General features: G+C 67.4%; 19 protein-coding genes. 10 read left to right on the top strand and 9 right to left on the bottom strand.

Annotated elements, in window-relative coordinates; genetic code table 11:
• Positions 1 to 145: 145 nt before the first annotated feature.
• From ACZ5PP_RS20585 to prsT, 7 genes are all read left to right on the top strand, one after another.
• On the top strand, positions 146 to 1,861 hold the full coding sequence (locus ACZ5PP_RS20585) for a SulP family inorganic anion transporter (protein WP_287472764.1): 1,716 nt from the start codon (positions 146 to 148) through the stop codon (positions 1,859 to 1,861).
• 129 nt (positions 1,862 to 1,990) lie between these two features.
• Complete coding sequence (gene rplU / locus ACZ5PP_RS20580; protein WP_004322886.1) at positions 1,991 to 2,302, top strand: 50S ribosomal protein L21; 312 nt, start codon at positions 1,991 to 1,993, stop codon at positions 2,300 to 2,302.
• A 20-nt stretch (positions 2,303 to 2,322) separates the two neighbouring features.
• Positions 2,323 to 2,586, top strand: a complete 264-nt coding sequence (rpmA, locus tag ACZ5PP_RS20575; RefSeq protein WP_004322888.1) for a 50S ribosomal protein L27 — start codon at positions 2,323 to 2,325, stop codon at positions 2,584 to 2,586.
• 110 nt (positions 2,587 to 2,696) lie between these two features.
• Entirely contained in the window at positions 2,697 to 3,890 is a 1,194-nt protein-coding gene (gene cgtA, locus ACZ5PP_RS20570; RefSeq protein WP_043745143.1) for an Obg family GTPase CgtA, read from the top strand.
• Between the two features lie 44 nt (positions 3,891 to 3,934).
• The gene (gene proB, locus ACZ5PP_RS20565) at positions 3,935 to 5,050 is read left to right on the top strand and encodes a glutamate 5-kinase (RefSeq protein WP_464826534.1); all 1,116 of its coding nucleotides are present in this window, start codon (positions 3,935 to 3,937) and stop codon (positions 5,048 to 5,050) included.
• 206 nt (positions 5,051 to 5,256) lie between these two features.
• Positions 5,257 to 6,381 carry a glycosyltransferase gene (locus tag ACZ5PP_RS20560; protein WP_276661037.1) on the top strand — a complete coding sequence of 375 codons (1,125 nt, stop codon included), beginning with the start codon at positions 5,257 to 5,259 and terminating at the stop codon, positions 6,379 to 6,381.
• Positions 6,382 to 6,401: 20 nt separating this feature from the next.
• Positions 6,402 to 9,197 carry an XrtA/PEP-CTERM system TPR-repeat protein PrsT gene (gene prsT, locus ACZ5PP_RS20555; RefSeq protein WP_273423515.1) on the top strand — a complete coding sequence of 932 codons (2,796 nt, stop codon included), beginning with the start codon at positions 6,402 to 6,404 and terminating at the stop codon, positions 9,195 to 9,197.
• Between the two features lie 220 nt (positions 9,198 to 9,417).
• Here prsT and ltrA (ACZ5PP_RS20550) read toward each other — a convergent pair whose 3' ends face one another.
• The 6 genes from ltrA (ACZ5PP_RS20550) to ACZ5PP_RS20525 form a co-directional block, all read right to left on the bottom strand.
• Positions 9,418 to 10,674 carry a group II intron reverse transcriptase/maturase gene (ltrA, locus tag ACZ5PP_RS20550; protein ID WP_464826108.1) on the bottom strand — a complete coding sequence of 419 codons (1,257 nt, stop codon included), beginning with the start codon at positions 10,672 to 10,674 and terminating at the stop codon, positions 9,418 to 9,420.
• A gap of 630 nt (positions 10,675 to 11,304) precedes the next feature.
• Positions 11,305 to 12,561: a group II intron reverse transcriptase/maturase gene (gene ltrA / locus ACZ5PP_RS20545; protein ID WP_464826108.1), complete on the bottom strand. Its 1,257-nt coding sequence runs from the start codon at positions 12,559 to 12,561 to the stop codon at positions 11,305 to 11,307.
• 613 nt (positions 12,562 to 13,174) lie between these two features.
• Positions 13,175 to 14,170, bottom strand: coding sequence for a PEP-CTERM sorting domain-containing protein (locus ACZ5PP_RS20540; protein ID WP_273423514.1), 996 nt, complete (start codon positions 14,168 to 14,170; stop codon positions 13,175 to 13,177).
• A 209-nt stretch (positions 14,171 to 14,379) separates the two neighbouring features.
• Positions 14,380 to 15,036, bottom strand: a complete 657-nt coding sequence (locus tag ACZ5PP_RS20535; RefSeq protein WP_004308974.1) for a DapH/DapD/GlmU-related protein — start codon at positions 15,034 to 15,036, stop codon at positions 14,380 to 14,382.
• Positions 15,037 to 15,054: 18 nt separating this feature from the next.
• On the bottom strand, positions 15,055 to 16,149 hold the full coding sequence (locus tag ACZ5PP_RS20530) for a nitroreductase family protein (RefSeq protein WP_004308973.1): 1,095 nt from the start codon (positions 16,147 to 16,149) through the stop codon (positions 15,055 to 15,057).
• Positions 16,136 to 17,032, bottom strand: coding sequence for a ThiF family adenylyltransferase (locus ACZ5PP_RS20525; RefSeq protein ID WP_004308972.1), 897 nt, complete (start codon positions 17,030 to 17,032; stop codon positions 16,136 to 16,138). Before ACZ5PP_RS20525 ends, ACZ5PP_RS20530 begins: the two co-directional genes overlap by 14 nt.
• On the opposite strand from ACZ5PP_RS20525, the gene ACZ5PP_RS20520 reads away from it, so the two are divergent.
• The 3 genes from ACZ5PP_RS20520 to ACZ5PP_RS20510 are packed head-to-tail and all read left to right on the top strand — an operon-like array spanning position 17,018 to position 20,376.
• Positions 17,018 to 18,343 carry an ABC transporter permease gene (locus ACZ5PP_RS20520; RefSeq protein WP_287477742.1) on the top strand — a complete coding sequence of 442 codons (1,326 nt, stop codon included), beginning with the start codon at positions 17,018 to 17,020 and terminating at the stop codon, positions 18,341 to 18,343. The genes ACZ5PP_RS20525 and ACZ5PP_RS20520 overlap by 15 nt on opposite strands.
• A gap of 5 nt (positions 18,344 to 18,348) precedes the next feature.
• Positions 18,349 to 19,563, top strand: coding sequence for an ABC transporter permease (locus ACZ5PP_RS20515; RefSeq protein WP_464826533.1), 1,215 nt, complete (start codon positions 18,349 to 18,351; stop codon positions 19,561 to 19,563).
• 21 nt (positions 19,564 to 19,584) lie between these two features.
• Positions 19,585 to 20,376: a PEP-CTERM/exosortase system-associated acyltransferase gene (locus ACZ5PP_RS20510; RefSeq protein WP_273423479.1), complete on the top strand. Its 792-nt coding sequence runs from the start codon at positions 19,585 to 19,587 to the stop codon at positions 20,374 to 20,376.
• Positions 20,377 to 20,494: 118 nt separating this feature from the next.
• Here the strand turns inward: ACZ5PP_RS20510 and ACZ5PP_RS20505 are convergent, their stop codons facing one another.
• The 3 genes from ACZ5PP_RS20505 to ACZ5PP_RS20495 form a co-directional block, all read right to left on the bottom strand.
• A complete protein-coding gene (locus tag ACZ5PP_RS20505) occupies positions 20,495 to 22,387 on the bottom strand; it encodes a propionate--CoA ligase (protein ID WP_287477740.1) in 1,893 nt (630 codons plus the stop codon).
• A 136-nt stretch (positions 22,388 to 22,523) separates the two neighbouring features.
• Positions 22,524 to 23,699 carry a GGDEF domain-containing response regulator gene (locus ACZ5PP_RS20500; protein ID WP_464826532.1) on the bottom strand — a complete coding sequence of 392 codons (1,176 nt, stop codon included), beginning with the start codon at positions 23,697 to 23,699 and terminating at the stop codon, positions 22,524 to 22,526.
• Between the two features lie 13 nt (positions 23,700 to 23,712).
• A complete protein-coding gene (locus ACZ5PP_RS20495; protein WP_004308963.1) occupies positions 23,713 to 24,708 on the bottom strand; it encodes an oxidoreductase in 996 nt (331 codons plus the stop codon).
• Positions 24,709 to 24,887: the final 179 nt, after the last annotated feature.

The raw sequence follows: 24,887 nt of genomic DNA, 5'->3' as shown, positions 1-24,887 counted from the left end.
GGCTCCACTTCGGGCAGCCGCGCGTCCCGCGCCGCTGCCCGAACTCTTTTCGGGCGCCTGGGCCGCCCCCCCGTTTCACGGCTAAGATGGAATCCCCCGGACGACAGGGGGCCACACCCCCCCGCCCTCGGGAATCCTCCGGCCGATGCCCTCCCCACATCCGCACCTGCCCTTCCTCGCCTGGCCTGCGCAATGGCGCGAGCATGGGCTGCGCGGCGACCTCGTCGCCGGCATCACGGTCGCGCTGGTGCTGATTCCGCAGGCGCTCGCCTACGCCAAGCTCGCCGGGCTGCCGCCGCACATCGGCCTCTACGCCGCGCTGCTGCCGGCGGTGGTCGCTGCGCTGTTCGGTTCCTGCGGCCAGCTCTCCACCGGGCCGGTGGCGCTCACCAGCCTGCTCGTGGGCGCGAGCATCCTGCCGCTGGGCGCGACCGCCGGGGGTGACCTCGTCGGGCTCGCCCTGCTGCTGGCGCTGCTGTCGGGTTTGATCCAGCTCGCGCTCGGTGTGCTGCGCCTGGGCTGGCTGCTCAATCTGCTGTCGGTGCCGGTGCTGATGGGCTTCGTCAACGCCGCCGCGCTGATCATCTGCCTGACCCAGATCCCTCCGCTACTCGGCTTGGCCATGCCGCACTCCGATCACCTGCTGGTCGATTTCGTGCGTGCGCTCGGAGGGCTCGACGCACTGCAGCCCGCCGCGGCGGCCTTCGGCGTCGGCAGCCTGGCCGTGCTGGTGGGGCTCAAGCGCCTGTGGCCGCGCTTGCCCGGCGTGCCGCTGGTGGTGGCGGCGACGATCGCGCTATCGGCCTGGACCGGCTTCGCTGCCCAAGGCGGAGCGGTGGTGGGCGCAGTGCCGGCCGGCCTGCCCCGCTTCAGCCTGCCGCCGCTGCGCCCGGAGCTGATCGCCGCGCTGCTGCCGGCCGCCTTCGTGGTGGCCATGGTGAGCTTCATGGAGGCGGCCTCGAGCGCCAAGCTGATCTGCGGCCGCACCCGCCAGCCTTGGAACCAGGACCAGGAGCTCGTCGGCCAGGGCCTGGGCAAGCTCGCCGCCGCCTTCACCGGCGGCCTGCCGGTGAGCGCCTCGTTCTCGCGCTCGGCGCTCAACTACGCCAACGAGGCGCGCACCGGCCTGTCCTCGCTGGTCACCGCCGCCTTCGTGCTGGCCGCCCTGCTGTGGCTCACCCCGCTGCTGTGGCACCTGCCCAAGCCGGTGCTGGCGGCGATCATACTGCAGGCGGTCGCCGGGCTGATCGACACCGGAGTGATGCGGCGCGCCTGGCGTGCGAGCCGCGACGACGGCGCCGCCGCGGCGATCACCTTCCTCGCCACCCTCGCCTTCGCGCCCAACATCCAGAACGGGGTGTTCACCGGCCTGATCCTGTCGCTCGCGCTGCTGGTGTATCGCGGCATGCGTCCGCGCGTGGCGCTGCTCGGCCTGCACGAGGACGGCACCTACCGCGACCGCGAGCGCTTCGGCCTGCACCACCCGCATCCCCGGCTGGTGATCCTGCGTTTCGACGGCCCGCTCAGTTTCGTCACCGCCGCCACCTTCGAGGACGCCATGCTCGGCGCCGCGCGCGCGCAGGAGAGCGTGCGCGTCGTGCTGGTCTCGGCCGCCGGCATCAACGCGATCGACGCCACCGGCCTGCACACCCTCGCCAGTCTGGTCGAGCGCTTCCACGGCCAGGGTCAGACGATCGCCTTCTGCGGACTCAAGAAGCAGGTGATCGACGCCATGGAGCGCGACGGCGTGTGGACGCGCATCAGCGCGCATTCGAACTATCGCACGGAGCACCAGGCCCTGGACGCCCTGCAGCCGGCCCTGGCCGCGGCAGGGCCCGCGGCGAGCGCCCCGGCCCCGTGAGTGTCGGATTTTCTTACATGTGCCCGGATACGCTGGGAACGCAGGTCCGGACATTGTTTTCATTGACTTTCCTGCCGCGTGTTCGTATAGTGCGCGATTCTTCGCAGACCCATCAACTGGAGCAACACCATGTACGCGGTGATAAAAACCGGTGGCAAGCAGTATCGCGTCGCTGCCGGCGAAAAGATCAAGGTAGAACAGATACCGGCCGACGTGGGTTCCGAGATCACCATCGACCAGGTCTTCATGGTCGGTGAAGGCGATGCCGTCAAGATCGGCACGCCCGTTGTGGCCGGAGCTTCCGTCAAGGCGACCGTGGTCTCCCACGGCCGTCACGACAAGATCAAGATTTTCAAGATGCGCCGCCGCAAGCACTACCAGAAGCACCAGGGGCATCGTCAGAACTACACCGAGCTTCGCATCGAAGCGATTTCGGCCTAAGGCGCAGGGGGTAATCCGACATGGCACACAAAAAAGCTGGCGGTAGTTCGCGTAACGGCCGCGACTCGGAATCGAAACGCCTCGGCGTCAAGCGCTACGGTGGCCAGTTCGTGCTCGCCGGCAACATCATCGTTCGCCAGCGCGGCACCGAATACCACCCTGGCGACAACGTCGGCATCGGCAAGGACCACACCCTGTTCGCGCTCAAGAACGGCGTCGTGCAGTTCGCGGTCAAGGGCCCGTCGCGTCGTCGCACCGTGATCATCGTGCCGGAAGCGGCCTGAAACGCGCGCTCCGGTCCGCATCGCAGCATCGAAAGCCCTATCCCGGTGGTAGGGCTTTTTCATTTTCGGGGTGCGCCTGCCGGCCTGCCCCGCCAAGAGGTTGATCAGGCATGAAGTTCTTTGACGAAGCCCGCATCGAGGTGTACGCCGGCGACGGCGGCAACGGCGCGGCCACCTTCCGCCGCGAGAAGTACATCCCCAAGGGCGGCCCGAGCGGTGGCGACGGCGGCCGTGGCGGCAGCGTGTACGCCGTGGCCGACCGCAACCTCAACACCCTGATCGACTATCGCTACACCCGCAGCTTCCGCGCCGAGCGCGGCGAGAACGGCGGCAGCCGCGACTGCTACGGCAAGGGCGGCGACGACATCACGCTGCGCTTCCCGGTCGGCACGGTGATCAAGGACCTCGACAGCGGCGAGCTCGTCGCCGACCTCGATGAGGACGGCAAGACCGTACTCATCGCCCAGGGCGGCCGCGGCGGCCTGGGCAACATCCACTTCAAGTCCAGCACCAACCGCGCCCCGCGCAAGAAGACGATGGGCCAGGAAGGCGAGTACCGCAACCTGCACCTGGAGCTCAAGGTGCTCGCCGACGTCGGCCTGCTCGGCATGCCCAACGCCGGCAAGTCCACCTTCATCCGCAGCGTCTCCGCGGCCAAGCCCAAGGTCGCCGACTACCCCTTCACCACGCTCGCACCCAACCTCGGCGTGGTGCGCACCAGCGAGGCGCGCAGCTTCGTGATCGCCGACATCCCCGGCCTGATCGAGGGCGCGGCCGAGGGCGCCGGGCTGGGCCACCAGTTCCTGCGCCACCTGCAGCGCACCCACCTGCTGCTGCACCTGGTCGACCTCGCCCCCTTCGATCCCGAGGCCGATCCGGTCGCGGACGCCAAGGCCATCGCCGAGGAGCTGCGCAAGTACGACGAGGCGCTGTACAACAAGCCGCGCTGGCTGGTGCTCAACAAGCTCGACCTCATCCCCGAGGAAGAGCGCGCCGAACGCGTGGCCGCCTTCCTCGAAGCCTACGGGCCGGTCGAACGCCACTTCCAGATCTCCGCCATGAAGGGCGAAGGCACCCAGGCGCTGATCTTCGCGATCCAGGACCTGCTCGACGCCGAGCGCGCCCGCATCGAGGCCGAGCGCGCCGAGCGCGTCGCCGCCGAGGCCGCTCGTCTCGCCGCGGCCGAGGCCGCGCGCGCGGCAGCCGACGCCGCCTACGAGCGCGAAGCCCTGCTCGACGAAGACGACGAACGGCCCGAGGATGCGCTCGACTCCGAAGAAGACGACTCCCCGCCGTCGCGCTGACCTGATTCCGCCCCCCACCCTCTCCGCTGCCCGCACGCACCCCGATGAGAACCAAGCTCCGCAACGCCCGCCGCCTCGTGGTCAAGGTCGGCTCCGCACTCGTCACCAACAACGGCGCCGGTCTCGACAAGGACGCGCTCAACGCCTGGGCGCGCCAGATCGCCGCGCTGCGCGCCGAGGGCCGCGAGATCGCGCTCGTGTCCTCGGGCGCGATCGCCGCCGGCATGCAGCGCCTGGGCTGGGCGAAGCGCCCGACCGAGATGAGCAAGCTGCAGGCCGCCGCCGCGGTCGGCCAGATGGGACTGGTGGAAGCCTACGAAAAGGCCTTCTCGCGCCACGGCCTGCACACCGCGCAGATCCTGCTCACCCACGAGGATCTCGCCGACCGCAGCCGCTACCTCAACGCGCGCAGCACCCTCACGACGCTGCTCGCGCTCGGCGTGGTGCCGATCATCAACGAGAACGACACCGTGGTCACCGATGAGATCAAGTTCGGCGACAACGACACCCTCGGCGCGCTCGTCGCCAACCTCATCGAGGCCGAGGCGCTCATCATCCTCACCGACCAGCAGGGCCTGTACACCGCCGACCCGCGCAAGGACCCGGCCGCCACGCTGATCGGCGAGGGCCGCGCCGAGGACCGCCAGTACGAGGCCATGGCCGGCGGCTCGGGCAGCGCGATCAGCAAGGGCGGCATGATCACCAAGATCCGCGCCGCCCAGCGCGCCGCGCGCAGCGGGGCGCACACCTGCATCGCCAGCGGCCGCGAGCCCGACCCCATCCTGCGCCTGGCCGCGGGCGAGGCGCTCGGCACCCTGCTCTACGCCAGCAGCACGCCGCTGCAGGCACGCAAGCAGTGGCTGGCCGACCACCTGCAGCTCGCCGGCGACCTCGTCATCGACGACGGCGCGGTGGCGGCGTTGAAAAGCGGCAAGAGCCTGCTGCCGGTGGGCGTGGTCGAGGCGCGTGGGGATTTCGAGCGCGGCGCGGTGGTGGCCTGCCGCAACCTGGCCGGCGAGGAAGTCGCGCGCGGGCTGGTGAACTACTCCGCTTCGGAATGCCGGCGCATCGCGCGCAAGCCGACCGCGGAGATCGCGAACCTGATCGGCTACCTCGACGAGCCGGAACTGGTGCATCGGGACAACATGATCCTGTACTAGACCCGCGCCAGCTCCGCGTCCCCCCGCACCGCTGCGGGCCGGCCGCGATCGCGAAGCCGTTGTTCTATCATGGACAGACCTCGACCGCCGCCTCCGCAAGATCCTCCATGCCGGCTTCGCCCCTGAAACTCCTCTTCCTCGCCGAAGGCGCGACGCTGGCGCACGTCGCGCGCCCCTGCGTCCTCGCGCAAGGCCTGGATCCCGACGTGTTCGAGGTCGTGCTCGCGCGCCCCTCGGGCTTCGCCTGGCTCACCGCCGGGGGTCCTTTTCGCACGCTCGATCTCGCCTGCCAGGACGCCAGCGTGTTCGCCCGGCGTCTCGAGCACGGGCGCCCCCTGTACGACTACGCCACGCTGTCGGCCTACGTCGAGCAGGACCTCGCCCTGATCGATGCCGAACGGCCGGACGTCGTCGTCGGCGATTTCCGCCTCTCGCTTTCGGTCAGCGCCAGGCTGCGCAACGTGCCTTACGTCACGATCTGCGATGCATACTGGAGCCCCGAGTATCCGTCGCAGCCCCCGCTTCCTGTACTCTCGTTCACCCGTTTCACGCCCATCCCGCTGGCAAGCCTGCTGTTCCGCTACGTCGCCCCCCTGGCCATGCGCCTGCACACCCTGCCTCTCGAGCGCCTGCGCGCGCACCACGGGCTGCCATCGCTCGGACACGATCTGCGCCGCTGCTATACGGATGCGGATCTCAGGCTCTTTGCCAATTTTCCGGAGCTCTTCCCCGAGCTCATGGAATCCCGGCACGCGAGCTTCATCGGCCCGATCTCGTGGTCGCCACCCGCCGATGCGCCGCTTGAGTTCGCAAGGTCGGGAAGGCCGCTCGTCTATGTCACGATGGGGAGCTCGGGCGACGTCGGCGTGCTGGGCGGCGTCATCGAGGCCCTCGGGGCGTTCGACTGCGAGATCGTGGTCACCACGGCGGGGAGAAAGATCCCTGCTGAATTGCGCTCCTCATCGACGCGGATCTTCGACTACCTGCCGGGCGATCAGGTTTGCCGACTGGCGAGCCTGGTCGTGTGCAACGGAGGAAGCCCGACGACCAACCAGGCGCTGGCCCACGGGGTCCCCGTGCTGGGGATCGCATCCAACATGGACCAGTTCCTCAACATGCGGGCGGTCGAGGAGTTTGGTGCGGGAATCCTCGTCCGCGGCGACCGTGCCCGACCCGCGCGCCTTCGCGCCGCTGCGCGGGCGCTGCTGACGCACGCGCCCTACGGCGCGCGCGCGCGCGACCTCGCGACCGCCGCCGCGAAGCGCACCGCCAGCGCGACGTTCGCGCATTCGATACAAGGCCTGCTGCAGGGCAGCGCGCCACGGAACTGAAATCGTCAAGGACCATGACCATGCACAAGACTCTCCGCCGCCTCAGGCTGGCATCCGTCGCTGCGGCCATCCAGCTCGCGCTTGCCGGCTGCGGCCCATCCTCCCCCGAGGAATTCGTCGCGAAGGCGCAGGCGGAGTTCGACAAGGGCAACCTTCAGGCCGCCTCGGTCGAAGTGACGAACGCGCTGAGCAGCAAGCCGAACATGGTCGAGGCCCGCTGGCTCATGGCGCAGATTGCGCTGAAGTCGGGCGACGCCGCCCGTGCGGAGAAGGACATCCGGGTGGCGATCCAGTACGGCCTGCCGCGCGCCACCGCGCAGCTGAGCCTGGTGCGGGCGATCCTCCTCCAGGGCGCGATGGACCGGGCGCTGGCCGAGACCTCGATCCCCCCCAACGACATGGCCCCCAAGGATCGGGCCCTGCTCCTGGGCCTGCGCGGCCAGGCGCTCATCCTGAACGGCAATCCGGAGCCCGCCCAGCCCGTACTCGCGAGAGCCCTGGAGATCGACCCCAAGGCGACCACCGCGCTCGTCGGCATGGCCATCCTGCACCTTGGCAAGCGCGATTACGATCAGGTCCGCCCCTGGATCGACCGCGCGCTCGCGGTGGATCCCGCCTCTGCGGAGGCCTGGGGGGCGCTAGGCGAACTCGAACTCGCCACGGGCAAGCCTGAGCAGGCGGAGATCGCCTACACCAATGCGCTGAAGTACCGCAGCCACCCGAGCCTCGACCGGGCAAGGCGCGCGCTCGCGAGAGTGGAACTGAAGAAGTTCGCGGAAGCCCAGGCCGACATCGACGCGCTCCGCCAGAGCGGCTTCAAGGCGAGCCCGTACGTGAGCTATGTGCAGGGACTCATCCTCTTCCACCAGGCCAAGTACGCAGAGGCGGCCAATGCCTTCGAGGCCTGCTACGCCGCCGACCCCGCCTTCCTCGCGAACCGGATGTATCTCGCCACCACGCGCTTCCAGCTCGGACAGACCGAACAGGCCCTGGAGCACGCCAAGAGCCTGCACGCCCGCCTTCCGCGTTCGAGCGGCGTCCGCGAGCTGCTCGGATCGATCCAGATCGGTCGCTCGGAATACGCGTCGGCGCGCCGAATGCTCGAGTCGGCGCTACACAATGCCCCGTCCGATCCCACCACGCTGCGCATGCTGGCAACGCTGTCGATGCTCGAGGGCGACAAGGACAAGGGCGTGGAGTACGCCCGCAAGATCGCCGCGCTCACTCCCGACTCGCCGGATGCCCAGCAGATGCTGATGGTCGCGAAGCTGGTCGCCGGGCAGGATTTCGATGTCATCAAGACGACACGTCCCGACGCCGCGACGGACGACTACTCTCGCGCGCTCCTCGCAGCCCTGAACGACTTCCGCAAGGGGCGGATCCGGGCGGCGCTCGAACAGGCGAACCGGATTCACGAGCAACACCCCGACAAGGTCGACCCGCTCAATCTGGTCGCAGCCTGTCACCTGAGCGGCGGAGAGTGGGATCTCGCACGCGCCGCGCTGGTCAAGACACTTGCATTGCAGCCGAACGAGCCCTCCGCGGCGCGCAACCTGGCACAGCTGGAACTGAACGAAGGCAAGACCGCACGCGCGAAGGAACTCCTCGAGGGGCTGCTGAAGGCTCGCCCGGAACAGGAAGAGGCCGCCCTGATGCTGGCCACGATCGTCGGCCAGGGCGGCGACGCGAAGAAGGCGCTCGACGTCCTCGAGGGCGTGGTCAAGAGCAACCCGGACGCGCTCGTGGCCGCGGAGCGGCTCGCCGCGGCGCACCTGAACGCCGGCAATCTCGCCCGCGTGATCGAGATCACGGGGAACCGCCCCGAGGCGCAGCTCCATAGCCGGCCGGGACTGCTCGAATCGAGGGGGAAAGCGCAGATGCTGACGGGTAACGTGGCCGCCGCACGCGCCAGCTTCGAGCAGTGGGTCAGGGTCGAGCCCGACTCCGCGACCGCCCGTTTCCTGCTCGGCGACACGCTGGCGCGGAGCGGCGAGACGGCGCAGGCGCGCCAGGAACTGCAGCGTGCGGTTCAGCTCGACCGGCTCTACCTGCCCGCACGGGTGGGAGAGATCAAGATGCTCGTGCGCGCGGGAGATCTCGACAAGGCGCGGCAGAAGCTCGACAAGCTCCGACCCGAGTTCGGCGAACAGATCGAGGTGCTGGGCATCGAGGGGTGGTTCGCGCTCGGGACCGGCAATCCGGCGAAGGCGGAAGAAAGCTTCGCGGCGGCCCTGCGCAAACGTCCGGACGCCGAGATGACCATCCTCCTGGCACGCTCGCTGCTACTGCAGACCAAGACCGAGGCGGGCCTGGCGGTGCTGGAGGGCTGGCTGAAGGAGCACCCGCAAGACCTGGGCGTCCTGATGGAACTGGCAGGCAGCCACCTCGCGCTCTCCCGGGACGCCGACGCGATCGCCGTCTACGCCCGCATCCTCGAGACCTATCCGAGCTACGTCCCCGCACTGAACAACATCGCCTGGCTCCATCGCGACAAGGATCGGGCCAAGGCGATGGAGTACGCCCAGCGCGCGCAGAATCTCGCCCCGACCGACCCCGACGTGCTCGACACCCTGGCCATGCTGACGCTCAAGGGCGGCGACCGCCTGCGTGCGTACAACCTGATCCGCGAGGCGTCACAACGCGCGCCCGAGCGGCCGGAGATCCAGATGCACCTCGCCACCGTCCTGCTGGAGCGCGAACAACGTGCCGAAGCCCATCAGGTCTTGCGCACGGTGATGGAGAAGTTCCCCAAATCCGCCGAGGCCCGCCAGGCGCGCGAGCTGCTCGAGCAGTCGGGCGCACGGACGAGCAAGTAAGCCGCATTGCATCGACCCGGTCGCGGGATGCGCGCGACCGGGGTACCCTGGAGCCCCTCCCGCAAGCGCTTCGAAGCCGCCGGCCCGCGGGCATGCGGCTTTTCTTCGCCGGGAGAAATCGGGCCGCGCTGCACAAGGGCGCACGACACATCGAGTAGGGGACGGGGTCACCCCCGTCGCCCTCTCACACCACCGTACGTGCGGTTCCGCATACGGCGGTTCATGAAAGACACTGGAGTCGTCGCGTCGTATCGAGCAGCGACACCAGCCCCAAACGATCAAAGAAGACTTTCGGGAAGGCCGCGTTCATGTGGCTAGCGCCACTGTTCCACCACGGCCCGCGTTGGTTGAACGCGGAGCGAAACGCCCGCTCCTCCTTCAGCCCCGCCTTCATCAGGTTTCTGGCGCGAGTATAAGGGCGCTTCCACTGCCGCCACAGGATGCAGCGCAGCTTGCGCCGGAGCCAACCGTCGATCTCTTCCAGCGCCCGCTTGGTCTCGGTCAGCTTGAAGTACGCTGCCCAACCCCGTAGCACCGGATTCAGTTCTTCGATCGTGCGCCGCACACTACGCCCCCTCGCACCTTTGAGCACCTCGCGAATCTTGTCCTCCAGCCGTTTCAGGCTAGTCGGCGCAATCCGCAGCTTCGGGGCCTTGTGCCAAGTCAGGCTGTAGCCCAGAAACTTCCGCTCCCACGGTCGTGCGACCGCGCTCTTGGCCTCGTTGACCGTGAGCTTGAGCCGCTCGGACAGAAACTGGGTAATACCGCCCAGGACACGCTCGCCTGCCGCCTGACTTCTGACGTAGATGTTGCAGTCGTCCGCATAGCGACAGAACGCGTGGCCCCGGCGCTCCAGCTCCCGATCCAATTCTGTCAGCAGAATGTTCGACAGCAGCGGACTCAAGGGGCCGCCTTGCGGCGTACCCTGCGTCCGCGGGCTGACGACGCCCTCTGCCATCATCCCCGCTTCCAGATACCGTCGGATCAGCTTCAGTACCCGCCCGTCCCCGATCTTCTTCGCCAACTTCGCCATCAGAATGTCGTGATTGACCCGGTCGAAGAACTTCTCCAGATCCATATCCACCACGACGCGACGACCTTGAGCCACATACCGCTGCGCCGCCTTGACCGCCTGATGGGCAGATCGCCCCGGTCGGAAGCCGTAGCTCGACTCGGAGAACGCCACCTCGAAGATCGGTGAGAGCACCTGATGCAACGCTTGCTGGATCAGTCGATCCGTCAGCGTCGGTATGCCGAGCGTCCTCATCCCGCCTTGGGGCTTCGGAATATCCACCCGGCGCACCGCTTGCGGGATGTACGTCCCCGCCAGCAGCTTGGCCTTGATCGTCGGCCAGTGTTGCTGCAGATGAGCCTTGAACTCGGATACCCCGATGCCATCGACACCGGCTGCACCCTTGTTGCGGATCACCCGCTCGTACGCAAGCCACAGGTTGCCGCGCTCACACACGGCTTCCATCAGCCCGCTTGCCCGCTCCAACTCCGCTTTCGTCCGCTCAACGTCCGCCGACTCCACCTCGACACGCAGCCCAGCCCCCTCCGGATACCGTCCGGAATCCGCTGCCTGCGCCCCATCTGGCCGATGGGCTTCTGTCTTCCTCGGCTTCATCGAGAAACGTTCGCCTACTCGCGTTCTTCCATGTTCAGCCCTTCGCCCCATCCCGGCGGCTACTATGGCCTCTGCTGACTTCCTCACGCGCATCCCAACGCCTCACGACGTCAGTAGCACAACGGCACCCGTGAGGATCTCCCCGGGTATGACGCACCCACCTTCACGCTTATACCTGTCGGATATACGTCACAGCGTTCCGTGCAAGTTTCGGGCTTTGACAATATTGGCCGCCTCACCCCGCTGCAGCGCCTCCTATCCGCTTCCTGTTCGTCAGGCCAGCGCTTTGCCTTCGGCTTCCTCCAGATTCGCAGTTACCCGCGACACCCTTGCCGTTCAGCTAACTCTTCCCCTTGCCGGGCGAGTAGAGGACTTTCACCTCCAAGTGAGTGCGCCCTGCCGGGCGCACATCGAGTAGGGGACGGGGTCACCCCCGTCGCCCTCTCACACCACCGTACGTGCGGTTCCGCATACGGCGGTTCATGAAAGACACTGGAGTCGTCGCGTCGTATCGAGCAGCGACACCAGCCCCAAACGATCAAAGAAGACTTTCGGGAAGGCCGCGTTCATGTGGCTAGCGCCACTGTTCCACCACGGCCCGCGTTGGTTGAACGCGGAGCGAAACGCCCGCTCCTCCTTCAGCCCCGCCTTCATCAGGTTTCTGGCGCGAGTATAAGGGCGCTTCCACTGCCGCCACAGGATGCAGCGCAGCTTGCGCCGGAGCCAACCGTCGATCTCTTCCAGCGCCCGCTTGGTCTCGGTCAGCTTGAAGTACGCTGCCCAACCCCGTAGCACCGGATTCAGTTCTTCGATCGTGCGCCGCACACTACGCCCCCTCGCACCTTTGAGCACCTCGCGAATCTTGTCCTCCAGCCGTTTCAGGCTAGTCGGCGCAATCCGCAGCTTCGGGGCCTTGTGCCAAGTCAGGCTGTAGCCCAGAAACTTCCGCTCCCACGGTCGTGCGACCGCGCTCTTGGCCTCGTTGACCGTGAGCTTGAGCCGCTCGGACAGAAACTGGGTAATACCGCCCAGGACACGCTCGCCTGCCGCCTGACTTCTGACGTAGATGTTGCAGTCGTCCGCATAGCGACAGAACGCGTGGCCCCGGCGCTCCAGCTCCCGATCCAATTCTGTCAGCAGAATGTTCGACAGCAGCGGACTCAAGGGGCCGCCTTGCGGCGTACCCTGCGTCCGCGGGCTGACGACGCCCTCTGCCATCATCCCCGCTTCCAGATACCGTCGGATCAGCTTCAGTACCCGCCCGTCCCCGATCTTCTTCGCCAACTTCGCCATCAGAATGTCGTGATTGACCCGGTCGAAGAACTTCTCCAGATCCATATCCACCACGACGCGACGACCTTGAGCCACATACCGCTGCGCCGCCTTGACCGCCTGATGGGCAGATCGCCCCGGTCGGAAGCCGTAGCTCGACTCGGAGAACGCCACCTCGAAGATCGGTGAGAGCACCTGATGCAACGCTTGCTGGATCAGTCGATCCGTCAGCGTCGGTATGCCGAGCGTCCTCATCCCGCCTTGGGGCTTCGGAATATCCACCCGGCGCACCGCTTGCGGGATGTACGTCCCCGCCAGCAGCTTGGCCTTGATCGTCGGCCAGTGTTGCTGCAGATGAGCCTTGAACTCGGATACCCCGATGCCATCGACACCGGCTGCACCCTTGTTGCGGATCACCCGCTCGTACGCAAGCCACAGGTTGCCGCGCTCACACACGGCTTCCATCAGCCCGCTTGCCCGCTCCAACTCCGCTTTCGTCCGCTCAACGTCCGCCGACTCCACCTCGACACGCAGCCCAGCCCCCTCCGGATACCGTCCGGAATCCGCTGCCTGCGCCCCATCTGGCCGATGGGCTTCTGTCTTCCTCGGCTTCATCGAGAAACGTTCGCCTACTCGCGTTCTTCCATGTTCAGCCCTTCGCCCCATCCCGGCGGCTACTATGGCCTCTGCTGACTTCCTCACGCGCATCCCAACGCCTCACGACGTCAGTAGCACAACGGCACCCGTGAGGATCTCCCCGGGTATGACGCACCCACCTTCACGCTTATACCTGTCGGATATACGTCACAGCGTTCCGTGCAAGTTTCGGGCTTTGACAATATTGGCCGCCTCACCCCGCTGCAGCGCCTCCTATCCGCTTCCTGTTCGTCAGGCCAGCGCTTTGCCTTCGGCTTCCTCCAGATTCGCAGTTACCCGCGACACCCTTGCCGTTCAGCTAACTCTTCCCCTTGCCGGGCGAGTAGAGGACTTTCACCTCCAAGTGAGTGCGCCCTGCCGGGCGCACCAATAAAAAAGGCGCGGTCCAGACCGCGCCTTTTCTGTTGCGAGTGCCTCCGGATCAGACGAGCTTGCGGCGGCGGCTCACGGCACCCATGCCGGCGATCGCGATGCCCAGCAGGGCAAGCACGCTGGGCTCGGGCACGGTGCGCGTGGAGGTCGAGGTGTTGCCGTTGAACGCAAGGGTCCAGGCACCGTCGGTCAGGCCATCCACGGTGATGCCCATCAAGCTCCAGCCCGCGGCGCGGCTGTACTGCACCGTGGCCGGGTTCGCGCTGACGGAGATGTTACGGTTCAGGTCGACGTTGTCGTTATCCTCGGCGCAAGTCACGCTGGCGACGGAACCGCTCACCTCGCAGTCGTTGTTCGCGGCCGTACCGTTCGGGGTCCAGTTCACCTCGCTGGTGCCGTCGTTCTTCGTCAGGCTGAAGGACGCGTTCATGTTCGCCTGCGCCGAACCGCTGGTAAAGGCGAGCTGGTTGATCTCGGCATACAGGCTCGGGTCGGCCTCGAACGAAAGCACGAGCTTGCCGGTGCCCGACACGAGGAACGTGAAGACGAAACCGGTGTTCGAGGTGATTTCGGCACTGGAACGCGCGGCGCCGTTGCCCTGGAGCTCGGACTCGGCGATCTGCGCGGTGGAACTCGCCACTCCGTTGCCAAGCTCCGAGGTGTAGATCACGGAGTCGGAGTTCGAATACGTCTCCGTACCCGGCCCGAAGAAGGAGAAGTCGTTGTTGGCGCGGATGATGGTGCTGCCCGGCGCGTTCGCAGCGGTCGCATCGAGCGACGGGGTGGTGTTGCAACCCGTACCCGGAGTGCTTCCCGAGCAGTTGTTGGACTGGGTGGGCGAACTCGCACCGTTCAGGGTCGCCGTGTTGGTGACCTGGAATTCGTACGACTGGATCGGGTTCGCCGCCAGACCGGTGATGCTCACCGAGAACTCCTGGATTTTCAGGCTGGAACTGGCGTACACACTGGCGTTCGCCTGTCCGGCCACACCCAGGGCAAGCGCGGCCGCAATACCGGTAGCCAGGGTCGTTTTGATCAGTTTCATGTCTTTCTCCTTTCGGTTTTCGCTTTGCTTTTGCCTTGCCGAGCACCCTAGCTGGGCGGCAGGGCAGCTATCGAGGCAAGCCCTGTGACTCTTCTAAAGCAAAACGCGGGCCAGCTTTTTTTTATCTTTTATTTTCAACACTTTGAATTTAATCCCCGGCAGAAGGGAGGCCTACTCGGAAGGCGAGTGTAAAAAATTCCGACACCCGGTCAGCGCAAGCGCCTGGCGGGAACGCCGCCCCAGACCTCGCCCGCGCCGATCTTCGTATCCTTGAGCACGACCGCACCTGCCGACACGATGGCGCCGTCGCCGATGGCGACCCCCGACATGACCACCGCCATGGCCCCGATCGTCACCCCGTCGCCGATGCGGATCCTGGCCAGCGCGAAGCGGCTTCCCTCGATCGCGTGCGCATACAGCACGGCATCGTGGCCGATGATGCAGTTCGCGCCGAACTCGGTCAGCGGCGGGTCGAGCAGCGTGCCCGCGCTATAGGTGTTGGGGCCGAGACGCGCCCCCAGCGCGAGGTACACCAACCGCATCAGCGGCACCGGCAGGAAGTGCGTGCGGATCAGGGAGTTGAACAGCAGGAGATAGAAGAGAATGTTCACCTGGGCGGCGAATTCCGCCCGCGACCCCGGCTCCAGTTCGCCCTCGGCGAGCGGCATCGCCTTCAGGAAAAGCCGGTACGCGACAAAGGCCCACACATACATCGCGACGACGCCCCCAAGCAGCAGGACTACGCCACGGAAATCCCCCAGCGGCAAGGAACCCAGCCCCCAATACGAGGTTGCCGCCGCAAGCAGGAGGACCAGGATGAAGAGCGCCATGAAGACGCCGACCTGTGGCAACGAAATCTGTCGCATCGTTTCACTCCATGGCGCCTAGCGCGGACCCGCGCCATCCCGCTCCAGCATCAGCGCGGCGAGCGCCTTGCGCGTCGAGCGCGACGCGGGCGGAGACGACACCCCGACCCTGCCCATCACGACCAGCCCGCCTGCCGCATCCGCACCGAGCAGCGAACCCAGGCGACCTGCCAGCAGCCGCACCCGATCGTCGATGCCCGGCCGGCGCGAGAGGCTGCAACCCGCGCCCGCATACCAGTTGAAGATGACCGGCGTCATCTCGGGCTGCAGGTGCAAGCCGACCGCGTGCGCGGTCAACCACAGGCGCTGCATGGCGATCCCCGCCCCGACGTAATCGAGCATGCCCGCCGGGCGCTGCCGCGCGAGCACGCACAGGTGCGCCGCACAACCCAGGGCCGGCAGGAGGTCGAGCTGGAGGCGTGGCGCCAGGGTGCCCATCAGGTACTTGTTGAAGAAGTCGACCCGCTCCCAGCTGCGCATCACCCAGCGCATGAGCCGGGCGGTGAGCGGATCGACCCCGACGGCCTGCTCCGGGATCCTGTCCTCGCTGAAGCGGGCGCCCCATTCGATCACGTGCCGATGAACCTCGAAGGCCTCGGGGCAGGTGAGCCGGATGCGCGCGTTGTCCCACAGCAGCCGCGCCACCGCGGCGCGCGCGGAGAAGGTCTCGAACAGGCGAAGCTCGTAGGCGTCGCCCACCGAGGCGCTCAATGCCTTGCGCTGGTCGGCCGTCAGCGGAGTGGTGCGCATCGGGCGTCGCTGCACGACGCGCTGTTCGATGAACGGGAAGAGCGGATCGACCGGCACCCCTTGCGCACGCCGTACGCGCACCTCATACACCGGGCGGCGATCGTCGCCGCCGGAGCGCAATGCCCAGGTGGCCACGCAGCCATGGCCGCTGGCGGCGATGCGCAGGGTTTCGAGCAGCGCGCCGTGCGCGATGTGGCTGGCGCGGCCGGCGAAGTCGTAGACGACCTCGTCGCGCGTGTCGAAACCGTGGACCAGGACGAGACCGTCCTCCACGATCTCGAAACGCCATGGCTGGGTGTTGTCCCCGCTCGGTGCCCAGCGTCCCAGCTCGAGGATGCGGACCAGAGTGTCACGGTCGGACATGAGCACCTCCCTTCGCCTTCATTTTTTCCAGTTGCCGTCGAACGAACCACAAGGCGATGCGCTGGAGGGGATTGCGATTGCCGCCCGGGCGCCAGGTCCGCGCGAGTCGCAGCTTGTAGGCATCGAACTGATACCCCCACGGGGCCGCCCGCACCCCCCCGCGCCCGAGCAGGATCTTCAAGGCCTCGGTCGCGATCACCCCGGCACATATCTGGCATGCTGCGATCGTGGAGGGGCCGCGGCGCTCGGCCAGATTCACCCTGTCGGGATCGGCAAGGTAGCCGAGCTGCAGCATCGCCGGCGACAGCCCCAGCAGGAAGCGCATCGCCATCTCTTCCTCGTCGCAGCCCTCGAGGCGGAAGTACTCCTCGAACGACATTCCGTCGGGCAGGAAGATCAGTACCGCTGCACCGATCCCCAGGGGGGCCGCAGTGACAGCGGGGATGCCGAGGCGGCGGCAGGCCGCGAACACGGCCCGACGGATGTCGAATGCGAAGAAATCGAGCGCATCGACGTACAGGTCGACCCCCGCCAGGAATTCGTCCAGATTGGCGTCGGACACGCCCTGCGGAAACACGCGCAGCGCGCATTCGGGATTGATGTCGCGCGCCATGCCGGCGAGGACCTCGACCTTGGGCCTGCCAAGCGAGGAAACGAGCGCCCCGGCCTGGCGGTTGAAGTTGACGATGTCGAACGTATCGAAGTCGGCGATGTTGAACGCCCCGATCCCGAGCCGCGCCAAGGTAAGCAGATGACCGCCGCCGACGCCACCCATGCCGGCGATGGCGATGCGCTTGCGCCGAAGCGTGGCCTGCTCCGCCTCCGTGACCCAGCCGATGTTGCGCGAGAACGCCGCATCGTATGCAAAATGGTCACCGCCCATCGACAGGCCTCCTTCCTCGGTCTTAGCTTGAAAGCTATGATAACAATCCCACCTCGAGCACACACCGCAATGTGGAGCGCCTTCGTCCGCAATTCCATTCAGCAGGCCCGCATCGCAGCGCTCAACCTGACGCGACATCGACGGCGGACCTTGCTGGCGCTCGCCATCATCTGTGGCGGCGTGGTCTCGTTTCTGCTCGCCGGGGGGTTCATCAACTGGGTGCTGTGGGGGATGAGGGAAGGGGTCATCCAGTCCCAGCTGGGGCATGTGCAGATCACCCGTCCCGGCTATTTCCGCGACGGCGCCAGCGATCCCTATCGCTTCCTGCTCGACGGCGACCTCTCGGTCATCCGCGGCGGGCCAACCTTCGACATCCGCACCGTCGCTCCCCGCCTGGCGTTCACCGGCCTGGTCAGCATCAATGACGCGACCATCTCCTTCATCGGCGAAGGCGTGGACGCGCAGGCCGAGATCCCGCTGAGCGGCGGCATCACCACGCTGGCGGGCAGCGACCTCGCCAGCGCCGGAGCGGATGCGGCCGTGCTCGGCGAGGGCCTGGCCGCGAACCTCGGCGCACACCCTGGAGACTCCGTGGTCCTCATGGCGACGACCGCATCCGGTGGAGTCAACGCGGTGGAACTGAAGGTGGCCGGCATCTTCGCGACCCCGGTGAAGGCCTACGACGACACCGCGATCCGCGTCCCGATCGAGGCTGCCCGTCGCCTGATGCGGGTCGACGGTGCGACCAGCTGGGTGGTACTGCTCGACGACACCGCGCACACGGATGCGGCCATCGCCGCGTTCCGGGCGGCCCTGCCGGCCGATCGGTACGAGATCGTCCCGTGGATCGAGCTGGCGGACTTCTACAACAAGACGGTCGAACTCTTCGGAACCCAGGTGAACGCGGTCCTGCTGCTGATCGCGGTCATCGTCGTGCTCAGCATCTCCAACACGCTCTCGATGGCCGTGATCGAACGCACCACGGAGATCGGGACGTCCATGGCGCTCGGCGTACGCCGGCTCGGCATCCTCGGCCTGTTCGTCTGGGAAGGCGTGGTGCTCGGCGTGGTCGCCGGCGTCCTCGGCGTCGGAATCGCGCTCGCACTCGGAGAGCTCATCTCGTTCGTCGGCATACCGATGCCGCCGCCGCCAGGCATGTCGCGCGGCTACACCGGGCGGATCGACATTTCCGCCGCGCTCGCACTGCAAGGCTTCCTGCTCGCCTTCCTCGCCACGGTTGTCGCGAGCATCCTTCCGGCCTGGAAGGCGTCGCGCATGAACATCGTCGACGCCCTCCGCCACCACGCCTGACGCCAATGCTCTTCAAGCTCGCCCTGCGCAACATCTTCCGCCAGCGCATCCGCAGCGTGGTGACGCTCGTCGCGATCGTCTTCGGCGTGACCGGGCTGATCCTCTCCGGCGGGTTCGTGAAGGACATCTTCGTGCAGCTCGGCGAGGCGATCATCCAGTCCGAGACCGGGCACGTGCAGGTGTTTCGCGAGGGCTTTCGCGAGAAGGGCAGTCGCCAGCCGGACCGCTACCTGATCGACGATCCCGCGCCCCTGGCTGCACGCATCGCGAACACCCCACAGGTGCGCGACGTCTCCAGCCGCCTGAGTTTTTCGGGGCTGCTCAACAACGGCAAGCGCGACCTGGCGATCGTCGGCGAGGGCGTCGAGCCGGAGAAGGAAGCCCGCCTGGGCAGCTTCCTGAAGATGGTCTCCGGAAGGCCGCTGAGCGATGCCGACGCGTTCGGGATGATCGTCGGCCAGGGCGTGGCCCAGTCGCTTGCGCTGAAGGTGGGCGATCAGGTGACCTTGCTCGTGAATACGGCCGGCGGCGCGCTCAACACGGTCGACCTCGAGGTCGTCGGCATCTTCCAGAGCTTCTCGCGCGACTTCGACGCACGTGCGCTGCGGATTCCGCTCGCCGCGGCACAGGAACTCCTCGCAACCGCAGGCGCCAACCAGCTCGTCGTGACGCTGCACCACACACGCGACACCGACGCTGCGCTCGCCACGATCCAGGCGCAACTCGCCGGCAGCGGGCTCGAAGCCTTCAGCTGGAAGCAGCTGTCGGATTTCTACGAGAAGACGCTGCAGCTCTACGACCGTCAGTTCGGGGTGCTGCAGGTGATCATCCTGGTGATGGTCCTGCTCTCGGTGGCGAACACGGTGAACATGAGCGCCTTCGAGCGCCTGGGGGAATTCGGCACCCTGCAGGCCCTGGGCAACCGGCAACGTGACATATTCCGCCTGATCCTGCTGGAAAACACGTTTCTCGGCCTGATCGGCGGCACGCTCGGTGCGATCATTGGAATCGGGCTGGCGCTCGCGATCTCCGCAATCGGGATCCCGATGCCGCCCCCACCGAGCGCCAATACGGGATACACCGCGATGATCCGCCTCGACGCCGCCAACGTCGCCACCGCATTCCTGATCGGCGTGGTGGCGACCGCACTGGCCGCGATCTTTCCAGCTCGCCGGGTTTCCAGGACGGAACTGGTGGAAGCGCTGCGCCAGCGAATCTGAACATCGAAAGGGCATACCACCATGCAGCTCATCGACCACCTCAACCTCGGCGAGGGGTTCAGCAAGTACTTCCGCATCGACGCGGCACTCGACGACGGCCTGAAGGACGAGGTCTTCCGCATCCGTCACAGCGTGTACTGCGAGGACCTGCAATTCGAGAGCACGCGCCCGGACGGTCGGGAGATCGACCACTACGACGCCCGCAGCGTCCATTGCCTGCTCAGGACCGCGACCGCACCCTTCCGGCCGGTCGGGTGCACCCGGGTCGTGCTGACGGATCCGCGCGACCCGGCCGCGCCCCTGCCCTTCGAGGTTTCCTGCGCCGCGGCGCTGGATCGGTCGATCATCGACCCGGCCCGGCTGCCGCGCGAACGCATCGCCGAGATCTCCAGGCTGGCGGTGCACCGGGATTACCGGCGTCGCCGCGGCGAGGAGCACACCCCGGTCCACATCGACAGCTCGGACTTCTCAGACGGGGATCGGCCGCGTTTTCCCTTCGTGCCGACGAGCCTGCTGCTGGGCGCCGTGGCGCTGGCCGATTGCAGCGGCATCGACACCGTGTTCGTGCTCACCGAGCCGCGCCTCGCCGCGCATTTCACCAAGCTCGGGGTCGAGGTCATCCAGATCGGGCAGGCGATCGAGCACCGCGGACGGCGCATTCCCTCGGTGATGCACGTCGACGAGATCATCCGCAACATGCGTCCCATCCTGCACCCCTTGTGGCAGCGGGTACGCGCGGAGATCGGGCGCGGGTTCGAGGAGGCCGGGCGGGGCAAGGGCCAGCAAGGCTTGCCCACCACCCACAACGGGTAGTCCGCCCGCGCCCCTGCGGGCATGAAAGAAAAGGCCTTTGGCCACGGAGCATCGCCCGTGGCCAAAGGCCTTTTTCAGCGCTGCAGGCCCGGGACGGGCCGCAGCGCGGCAAGGACGCTCAGCTCTTCAAGGCCGCCTTGATCTGCTCGAGCGTGCTCGGATCGTCGATCGTGGTCAGGTCGCCGGCGTCGCGTCCCTCAGCCAGCGCCTGGATCGAGCGCCGCAGCATCTTGCCCGAACGCGTCTTGGGCAGGCCGCCGATGAAGTGCACCCGCGCCGGACGCGCGATCGCACCCAGGCTCTCGTCCACCTTCTTCATGACCTCCTTCTCGAGCGCGGCACGCTTCTCGGGCGTGTCGACATCGGCGGCGTTCTTGACCACCGCGAAGGCCATCGGCATCTGGCCCTTCAACTCGTCGGCCACGCCCACCACCGCCACCTCGGCGATCGCCGGGTGGGTCTGCACCGCCTCCTCGATCTCGCGGGTCCCGAGACGGTGGCCGGCGACGTTGATCACGTCGTCCATGCGGCCGAGGATGGTGTAGTAGCCCTTGTCGTCCTTGATGCCCCAGTCGGACGAGGAATACACCACCGGCTCGGTGAACAGGCTGAAGTAGGTGCTGACGAAGCGGTCGTCCTGGCCCCACACGGTGGACAGGCAGCCCGGCGGCAGCGGCGGCACGATGCCGACGATGCCTTTCTCGTTGGCGCCGCACTCGGTGCCGTCCTCGCGGAAGATGCGCAGGTCGTAGCCATAGACCGGGAAGGCGGGCGAGCCGAGCTTGATCGGGCTGTCTTCCACGCCGCGGCAGATGGCGAGCATCGGCCAGCCGGTCTCGGTCTGCCAGTAGTTGTCGATGACCGGGATGCCGAGCTCTTCCATGATCCACTGGTGGCTGGTCTCGTCGAGCGGCTCGCCGGCGAGGAACAGGTGCTTGAGCGAGGACAGGTCGTACTTCTTGAGGAAGGCCGGGTCCTGCTTCTTGAGCACGCGCACCGCGGTGGGCGCGGAGAACATCACCGTGACCTTGTACTTCTCGACGATCTGCCACCAGATGCCGGCGTCGGGGCGCAGCGGCGTGCCCTCGTACATGATCGTGGCCATGCCCGCGAGCAGCGGGCCATAGATGATGTAGCTGTGGCCGACCACCCAGCCGATGTCCGAGGTCGAGAACATGGTCTCGCCCGCGCCGCCGGTGAAGATGTGCTTCATCGACGCGGTCAGGGCCACGGTGTAGCCGCCGGTGTCGCGCTGCACGCCCTTGGGCTTGCCGGTGGTGCCGGAGGTGTACAGGATGTAGCTCGGCTCGGAGGACTCGAGCCACACGACCGGGACCTTGGCGTCCAGGTGCCTGGCACGCAGCTCGGCGTAGTCGACGTCACGGCCTTCCACCTTGGGGAAGCCCTTGTCCAGGCCGCGATCGACGATCAGCACCTTGGCGGGCGGGAATTCGGCGAGCTTGCAGGCTTCATCCACCAGGTGCTTGTAGGGCACCGGCTTGCCGTTGCGCATGCCGGCATCCGAGCTGACCATCAGCACCGGCTTGGCGTCGTCGATGCGGGTGGCGAGCGAGCCGGCCGCGAAACCGCCGAACACCACCGAGTGGATCGCGCCGATGCGCGCGCAGGCCAGCATGGCAAACGCGGCCTCGGCGATCATCGGCATGTAAATCAGCACGCGATCGCCGCGCTTGACGCCGAGCTCCTGGTAGATCGCCGCCATGCGCTCGACCTCGCGCTGCAGCTCGGCGAAGGAATAGACCTTCTCCTCGTCGGTCTCGGTCGAGATATACACCAGCGCACGGTCGTTCGGGCGCGCGGCGGCGTGGCGATCGACGGCGTTGTAGCACAGGTTGGTCTCGCCCCCCTTGAACCACTTGACGAATGGCGGCTTGGAATAGTCGCAGATCTTCTCCGCGGGCTTGTTCCAGTGCACGAGCTGCGCCTGCTCGGCCCAAAAGCCGTCGCGGTCTTCGATGGAACGGCGGTGGAACTGCTGGTAATCGGTCATTGCTTCCTCTCCCTTCTGCCTTCAATGATCGTGTTGTCGAACTCGACGTGCCACCGGCAGCGCGGCGCCGGGACAGCGCAGCGAAGCCCGCGGGCACACCTGTTGGGGACGGCCTGCGGGTGCGGCCGCCCTCCACTCATCCGCCCCCGCCCTTGTCGTGGAACTCGCGGAGTCTTGCGAGCGGTAATCCGGATTGAAGCCTGGATTCTAGCAATTCGAGCAGCGGCAGCAGCGCCCCGACGAGCTCGGGCAACTGCCCGGCCACCTCGTCACGCGCGCCGGCGCGCAGCAGGCGCAGCGCGCCATCGACGCTGGGGACGCGCGCAAGCTCGCGTTCGATCGCCGCCGGGTCGACCTCGCCGCCCTCGGCGACGACGCGGTTGCCACCCGCCGTGTGCGCCTGCGTGGCGCGCTCCCGGGCGAGCGCGAGCAGCGCGCCGATGGCCTCGCGACCGTCGGTGACCGCGCTGGCGACGCCGATGCTCAGGGTCACGCGGATGCGCTCGTCGCGGTAGGCCATCACCAGCTTCTCGACGCTGGCGCGCAGGCGCAGCGCGAAGGCGCAGGTGGACACGCGGTCGATGCCCGGCGACAGCAGCGCGAAGCAGGCCTGGCCGTGCTGCGACAAGGTGTCCTCGGCGCGGATGCGCCCGCTCACCAGCTTGCCGAGCTTGCGCAGGATGAGCTGCACCACCTGCACGCCGTAGCGCGTTGCGAGCTCGTCGAACTGGTCGATCTCGATCACCATCGCGCCGATGTCGGCCTGGCGCCGGCGCGCCTCGGCCACGGCCTGGGCGCCGTGATGCTCGAGGTAGGCCTCGGTCGCCAGGCCCGACTCGGGGTCGACCGGGCTCTGGCGCTCGAGCGCGGCGCGGCTGCGCTCGAGTTCGCCCTGCGCCTTGGACAGGCGCAGCAGCGACATCAGCGTGGCGAGCAGCTCGACTCCGCCCGTGCCCTTGGTGACGAAGCCGTTGGCGCCGAGGGCGAGCGCGCGCGCGCGCGCGGACTCGTCCTCGTCGCCGGAGATGATCACCACCGGCAGGTCGCGCACCCGCGGCAGCTTCGAGGCACGCAGGCGCCCGAGCAGGCCGTAGCCGTCCAGGCGCGGCATGCCGATGTCGGTGAGCACGATCTCGATCGCCGGATCGACCAGCAGCGCCTCCCAGGCGGCCTCGCCGTCGGGCTCCTCGCGCGCCTCGAAACGACCGCGGATGTGCTTGACGATGGACGCGCGCACCATGCGCGAGTCGTCCACGACGAGGATGCGCGGCAGCCTGCCGTCCCCGTCCGTCGTCAGCGCGCCCGGGTCCATGGCGTTCGTCGGCTCAGGCGCCGATGCGCACGACGGTGCGCCCCTTGACGCGGCCGTGGATGAAGTCGTCGAAGGCGCCCGGCAACGCGTCGAAGTCGATCGTGCGCGTGATCGCGGCGAGGTGGCGCGGCTTGAGGTCGGTGGCCAGGCGCTCCCAAACGCGCTGCCGGGTCGGGAAGCCCATGTAGCCCGAATCCACCCCGAGCAGGCTCACCCCGCGCAGGATGAGCGGGAACACCGTGGTATCGACGTTGAAGCTCGCCGCGTTGCCGATGCTCGCCACCGTGCCGGCCTGCTTCATGGTCGCCAGCACCCAGTGCAGGATCTGCCCGCCGACGTTATCCACCGCGCCGGCCCAGCGCGCCGCCTCGAGCGGTCGCACCTTGTCGAAGTCGATGGAGGAGCGCGGCAGGATCTCCGCCGCGCCGAGCATCTTCAGGTAGTCGGCCTCGGCATCCTTGCCGGTGAGCGCGACCACGTGGTAACCGAGCTGCGCCAGCATGTCGATGGCCAGCGCGCCGACGCCACCCGTGGCGCCGGTGACCACCACCGGCCCGTTGGCCGGGGCGAGGCCGTTGTCCTCCATGCGCACGATGCCGAGCGCGGCGGTGAAGCCCGCGGTGCCCAGCGCCATCGCCTCGAAGAGATCGAGCCCCGCCGGCAAGGGCACGACCCAGCCCGCCGGCACGCGCGCGTACTCGGCATAGCCGCCATGGTGGGCGACCCCGATGTCGAAGCTGGTGGCGATCACCTTGTCGCCCGGCCTGAAGCGCGCATCGGCGCTGTCGACCACTTCGCCGCACAGGTCGATGCCGCCGACGCAGGGGAAGCGACGGATGATCTTGCCGGCGCCGGTCGCAGCGAGCGCGTCCTTGTAGTTGATGCTGGAGTAGTGGACGCGGATCGTCACCTCGCCCGCATCGAGCTGGTCGGCGCTCATCGTGCGCATGCCGCCGACCACCTTGCGGTTCTCGTCCTGGTCGATCACGAAGGCCTTGAAGGGATTCATGCGGAAGTCTCCTGTCGATGTGGCGGCCAGCCTGGAGGCTGCGTTGATTCATAATTATAGCCGCAACTGCGAATCTGCCCGAACACGGCGCGCTCGCCTCAAGTTTGCGCCGCGGCGGCCGTCATCCCGGTTTGATTCCATGCGCCGCACCACCGCCACCCGACCGCGCCAGAGACCGC

The sequence above is a fragment of the Thauera sp. DNT-1 genome, assembly GCF_055393985.1.
Note: the sequence above shows the minus strand (reverse complement) of the source record. Positions and strands in the feature narration are given on the sequence as shown.

Excerpts from the sequence above, each read along its gene's own strand:
- ACZ5PP_RS20585 (WP_287472764.1), top strand. The coding sequence starts at position 146 with ATGCCCTCCCCACATCCGCACCTGCCCTTCCTCGCCTGGCCTGCGCAA.
- rplU (WP_004322886.1), top strand. The coding sequence starts at position 1,991 with ATGTACGCGGTGATAAAAACCGGTGGCAAGCAGTATCGCGTCGCTGCC.
- rpmA (WP_004322888.1), top strand. The coding sequence starts at position 2,323 with ATGGCACACAAAAAAGCTGGCGGTAGTTCGCGTAACGGCCGCGACTCG.
- cgtA (WP_043745143.1), top strand. The coding sequence starts at position 2,697 with ATGAAGTTCTTTGACGAAGCCCGCATCGAGGTGTACGCCGGCGACGGC.
- proB (WP_464826534.1), top strand. The coding sequence starts at position 3,935 with ATGAGAACCAAGCTCCGCAACGCCCGCCGCCTCGTGGTCAAGGTCGGC.
- prsT (WP_273423515.1), top strand. The coding sequence starts at position 6,402 with ATGCACAAGACTCTCCGCCGCCTCAGGCTGGCATCCGTCGCTGCGGCC.
- ltrA (WP_464826108.1), bottom strand. The coding sequence starts at position 10,674 with ATGGAAGCCGTGTGTGAGCGCGGCAACCTGTGGCTTGCGTACGAGCGG.
- ltrA (WP_464826108.1), bottom strand. The coding sequence starts at position 12,561 with ATGGAAGCCGTGTGTGAGCGCGGCAACCTGTGGCTTGCGTACGAGCGG.
- ACZ5PP_RS20540 (WP_273423514.1), bottom strand. The coding sequence starts at position 14,170 with ATGAAACTGATCAAAACGACCCTGGCTACCGGTATTGCGGCCGCGCTT.
- ACZ5PP_RS20535 (WP_004308974.1), bottom strand. The coding sequence starts at position 15,036 with ATGCGACAGATTTCGTTGCCACAGGTCGGCGTCTTCATGGCGCTCTTC.
- ACZ5PP_RS20530 (WP_004308973.1), bottom strand. The coding sequence starts at position 16,149 with ATGTCCGACCGTGACACTCTGGTCCGCATCCTCGAGCTGGGACGCTGG.
- ACZ5PP_RS20520 (WP_287477742.1), top strand. The coding sequence starts at position 17,018 with ATGGTCACCGCCCATCGACAGGCCTCCTTCCTCGGTCTTAGCTTGAAA.
- ACZ5PP_RS20525 (WP_004308972.1), bottom strand. The coding sequence starts at position 17,032 with ATGGGCGGTGACCATTTTGCATACGATGCGGCGTTCTCGCGCAACATC.
- ACZ5PP_RS20515 (WP_464826533.1), top strand. The coding sequence starts at position 18,349 with ATGCTCTTCAAGCTCGCCCTGCGCAACATCTTCCGCCAGCGCATCCGC.
- ACZ5PP_RS20510 (WP_273423479.1), top strand. The coding sequence starts at position 19,585 with ATGCAGCTCATCGACCACCTCAACCTCGGCGAGGGGTTCAGCAAGTAC.
- ACZ5PP_RS20505 (WP_287477740.1), bottom strand. The coding sequence starts at position 22,387 with ATGACCGATTACCAGCAGTTCCACCGCCGTTCCATCGAAGACCGCGAC.
- ACZ5PP_RS20500 (WP_464826532.1), bottom strand. The coding sequence starts at position 23,699 with ATGGACCCGGGCGCGCTGACGACGGACGGGGACGGCAGGCTGCCGCGC.
- ACZ5PP_RS20495 (WP_004308963.1), bottom strand. The coding sequence starts at position 24,708 with ATGAATCCCTTCAAGGCCTTCGTGATCGACCAGGACGAGAACCGCAAG.